3 protein-coding genes are annotated in these 4,628 nt (G+C 73.6%); all 3 read right to left on the reverse strand.

Annotated elements, in window-relative coordinates; all coding sequences use genetic code 11:
* A partial coding sequence (locus AOK18_RS06480; protein WP_055693677.1) for a chaplin occupies window positions 1–791 on the reverse strand: 791 nt, incomplete at its 3' end.
* Window positions 792–1,146: 355 nt separating this feature from the next.
* Window positions 1,147–3,063 (reverse strand): AMP-dependent synthetase/ligase, encoded by a 1,917-nt coding sequence (locus AOK18_RS06485; RefSeq protein ID WP_055693678.1) that lies wholly within the window; start codon window positions 3,061–3,063, stop codon window positions 1,147–1,149.
* Between the two features lie 139 nt (window positions 3,064–3,202).
* Window positions 3,203–4,628 (reverse strand): vWA domain-containing protein (locus tag AOK18_RS06490; protein ID WP_055693679.1); only part of this gene is annotated, 1,426 nt, incomplete at its 5' end.

The following is a 4,628-nucleotide window of genomic DNA, read 5'->3' on the forward strand; positions in this document are numbered from 1 at the left end:
GCCGGCGGCGTGTACGTCGCGGGCGTGGCGGGCGGGGTGTGCGTGCGGACGGGCGGGGACGACGGGGTCTCGCCCTCGGGCTCGGCGACGGGCTCGCGCGGCTCGTCCGGCGTGTAGCCGTTGCCGCAGTCGTTGTCGTAGGCGGAGTTGAGGAGCCCGAGGACTCCGATGGAGTTGCCGCACGCGTTCACCGGGGCGTGGATCGGGACCTGGACGAGGTTCCCGGACAGGACGCCGGGGGAGTTCTCGGCGACCCCCTCCGCGTACGCGCCGCCGCCGGAGCGGTCCCGGGAGGTGCCGGACGTGTTCCGCTCGGACCGGTCGTCGTGGTGCGAGCCGTTGACGCACGTGTTGCCGGAGGCCGTGTTGAGGGCTCCGACCACGTCGACGGTGTTGCCGCACACGTTCACCGGGGCGTGGACCGGTGCCTGGACGTTGTTGCCGGACAGGACGCCGGGGGAGTTCTTGGCGACTCCCTCCGCGTGCGCGCCGCCGGAGCGGTCCTGGGAGGTGCCGGAAGCGCGCTGCTCGGACCGGTCGTCGTGGTGCGAGCCGTTGACGCACGTGTTGCCGGACGCCTCGTTGAGCGCGGAGACGACACCGACGGTGTTGCCGCACACGTTCACCGGCACCTCGACGGGTGCCTGGACGTTGTTGCCGGACAGGACGCCGGGTGAGTTGGTGGCGGCTCCCTCCGCGTACGTGTCGGCGAGGGCGGGGGCGCCGTACAGGGAGAGGAGGCCCGTGGCGGCGGCCGCCGCGAACGCTCCCCTGCTCAGGGTCTGTCGCAATGTCGTGGTCTTCCTGCTTGAAGAGGTGGAAAGCCGGCCCGGACACGGAGTGCGGACGTCCGAAGTCGGCCATGACGGAGCCGAGAGGCCGGTGCGTCGGACACCACGGTGTGCTGTGCGTCGAGAGGAGCGCCCGGAGGCCCGGCGGCGGACTCGGCGCCGGCAGCGGCTCCCGTGTCCGCTCTCGACCCACGGACGGGAAGGCCTGCGGGACGAGCCCGTGTACCGCGGACGGAGCAGCACAGCCCATTCCCTTCTCGTGGCGTCGCGTGCCCTACTCCTTCAGTAACCCGACGCACGGGAAACGGTTGCGCAGGTTCACCCGGTTGGCCCCCTCGGCGGGCCGTCCGCCCCGTCAGGCGTACAGCTTCTCGATCTCCTGTGCGTACGCCTCCTGCGCCGCCCGGCGTTTGACCTTGAGGGACGGGGTGAGCAGTCCGTTCTCCTCGGTGAACTCGCCCTCGACGAGGGTGAAGGCGCGGATCGACTCGGCGCGGGAGACGGCCTCGTTGGCGTGGTCGACGGCCTTCTGGACGTCGGCGCGCATCCGGGGGTCGTGGATCACCTCGGCCAGGGGCGTGTCGGCGGGCAGCCCGCGCACCGCGAGCCAGTGTCCGACCGCCTCCGGGTCGAGGGTGACGAGCGCGGCGACGTAGGGACGGTTGTCCCCGACGACCAGGCACTGTCCGACGGGCGGGCGGCTGCGCAGGCGGTCCTCCAGGACGGCCGGGGAGACGTTCTTGCCGCCGGAGGTGACGAGGATGTCCTTCTTGCGGCCGGTGATGGTGAGGTAGCCGTCGTCGTCGAGGGAGCCGAGGTCTCCGGTGGCGAACCAGCCGTCGGTGAGCGCCCCGTCGGTGGCGGCCGGGTCGTTGCGGTAGGCCCCGAAGACGATGTCGCCCTTGACGAGGACCTCACCGTCGCCGGCGATGCGGACGGCGGTGCCGGGGACCGGCAGGCCGACCGTGCCGGGGCGGGGGGCGAGCGGCGGGACGAGGGTGGCGGCGGCGGTCGTCTCGGTCAGGCCGTAGCCCTCGTAGACGAGGATCCCGGCCGCGTAGAAGAAGAGGTTGAGGTCGCGTTCGAGCGGGGAGCCGCCGCTGATGGCGTAGCGCACCCGGCCGCCGAGTTCCTTGCGGACGCGGCGGTAGACCAGCAGGTCGTACAGCGCCCAGGCGGCGTACAGGCGCGGGCCCGGTCCCTTGCCGCGGCCCAGGAACCGGTCGAGGTGGGCGGCGCCGAAGCGGACGGCGACGCGGTGGGCGCGTTCGAAGGACGCGCCGCGTCCGAGCTTCTCGGCGGTGGCGCGGCCGGTGTCGTGGATCTTCTCGAAGAGGTAGGGGACACCGACGAGGAAGGTGGGGCGGAACCGCTTGAGGGCGGGGCGCAGTTCGGCGGGTTTGATGCTCGGCCAGTGGCCGACCTCGATGCGGCCGATCAGGCAGGCGAGCTGCAGGGTGCGGCCGAGGATGTGGGCGAGCGGGAGGAAGAGCAGCGTCGAGGCGGTCTGGTCGGTGACCTCCTTGAAGACGGGGTGGAGGAGTTCGACGGTGTTGCCGGCCTCGGCGAGCAGGTTGGCGTGGGTGAGGACGCAGCCCTTGGGGCGTCCGGTGGTGCCGGAGGTGTAGCAGATCGTCGCGGGGGTGTCGGGGGTGAGGGCGGTGCGGCGTGCGGTGATCTCCGCGTCGGGGACGTTCAGGCCGAGGACGGTGAGGTCGGCGAGGGCGCCCGCGTCGATCTCCCAGGTGCGCGGGGGGTCGGGGAGGTCCTCGGTGGCCGCGGTGACGGTGGCGGTGTTCTGCGGGGTCTCGGTGACGACGAACCGGGTGCCGGAGTCGCGGACGATCCATGCGACCTGGTCCGCGGAGGAGGTGGGGTAGACCGGGACGCTCTGGCCGCCGGCGGACCAGATCGCGAAGTCCAGCACCGCCCATTCGTAGCGGGTGCGGGACATCACCGCGATCCGGTCGCCGGGTTCGAGGCCGGCCGCGACCAGGCCCCTGGCGACGGCGGCGACCTCCTGGGCGAAGGCCGCCGCGGTGACCGGGTGCCAGTCGCCGTGCCGTTCGCGGCGCAGGACGACGTCGTCCGGGGCCTCGGCCGCGTTGGTGAACGGGATGTCGGCGGTGCTGCCGGTGACCGGCCGGAGGGCGAGGGGTTCCGTGCGGACCTCGCGGACGACGCCGTGTTCGTCCCTGGTGGTCCGGGTTCTGGTGCGGGCGGCCAGGTCGGCACGTCGTTTCGCGCGTTTCAGATCCTTGCGTACACCCATGACGGCTCCCGGTCGCGGCTGATGCGGTCGTGCTGTGCTGCCCCGCTTACTTACTCCGAAGTAAACTTACCGGTGCGTAATGGTGAGTCAATGGGCCGGGCCCCCGGGCCGGGCGGACATCTCGGGACGGACGGTCTCCTCAGGACAGCCGGTCGGCGGTGCGGATCGCCTCGGCCAGGTCGCGGACGTCCCCGTCCCCGGTGCGGTCCGCCAGGCCGGCCGCGCGGCCGGCGAGTTCGCCGAGGCCGGGGGCGCCGGGCAGGGCGCGGTGGCGGCCGTCCGGACGCAGGGCGTCGGCGAAGTAGGCGGCGGCCGCGGTGACGGCGAGGCCCCGGCCGCCGCTCCAGACGGAGCCGCCGAGGTCTTCGGCCTCCAGGGTGCCGCTCTCCTCGTGCGGGGCGCGGGAGCGGGGGTCGAGCCAGCGGACGGTGGCCGTGGCGAGGTGGCCGCCGGCGGCACCGGACCGGGTGCGCACCGCGTACAGGGCGGTGACGGTGTGGCCGGGGCCGACCTCGCCGCCGTCGACGTCGTCGTCGCGGAAGTCCTCGTCGGCGACCCGGCGGTTCTCGTAGCCGACGAGGCGGAACTCGGCGACCGTGGCGGGGTCGAAGGCGACCTGGGCCTTCGCGTCCCTGGCCGTCAGGTCGATGGTGCGAGGCAGGTGCTCGCCGAAGACCTCGCGGCCCTCCTCCTCGTCGGACACGTACACCGTGTGGCCGTCGCCCTCGTCGGCGAGGCGTTCCATGAGGGCGTCCCCGTAGTCGCTGCCGACGCCGACGCCGACGAGGGTGATGCCGTGCTCGCGGCGGGACTCCCCGATGCGTTCGAGGAGGGTGCCGGCGTCGGTGTCGCCGGTGTTGGCGAGCGCGTCGGAGATCAGGACGACCCGGTTGGTGGCGCCCTCGCGCAGTCCTTCGACGGCGGTCCCGTAGCCGGTCTCGACGCCCGCGCCGAGGTTGGTGGACCGCGCGGGTTCCAGGGTGCCGACGGCGTCGTGGACCTCGTCCCGGTTGCCGCCGAGGCGGGTCATCGGCAGGACGGTCTCGGCCTCGTCGCTGAAGGTGACGATCGCCACGGAGTCCTCGTCGCGCAGCCGGTCCGTCATGGCGCCGAGGGATTCCCGGGCGAGGTCGAGGCGGCCGGGTTCGGCCATGGAGCCGGAGATGTCGATGACGAAGGTGAGGGCGGCGGGCGGGCGGTCCCCGTCCGGTCCGGCGGACCGGGTGGCGAGGCCCACGCGGACCAGGGACCAGTCGTCCTCGGCGGTGCGGGCGCCGTCGACGGTGACCGTGAAGCCGTCGCCGTCCGGGCGTTCGTAGTCCTGCCGGAAGCTGTTGACGAACTCCTCGGGCCGGATCGTCGACGGGTCGGGCAGCCGGCCCTCGGAGAGGGTGCGGCGGGCGTAGCCGTAGGAGGCGGTGTCGACGTCGAGGGCGAAGGTGGACAGGTGGCCGGGGTCGGGCGCGCTGGCCCGCCGGTCGTCCCGCTCCCCCTCGCGCTGCCGGTCCGCGCCGCGGGGGGCGTCGGGCGCGGGGAGCGGGGCCGTGCCGCCGTTCCCGCTCCCG

The organism is Streptomyces prasinopilosus, from assembly GCF_001419695.1.
Taxonomy (GTDB): Bacteria; Actinomycetota; Actinomycetes; order Streptomycetales; family Streptomycetaceae; genus Streptomyces; species Streptomyces prasinopilosus.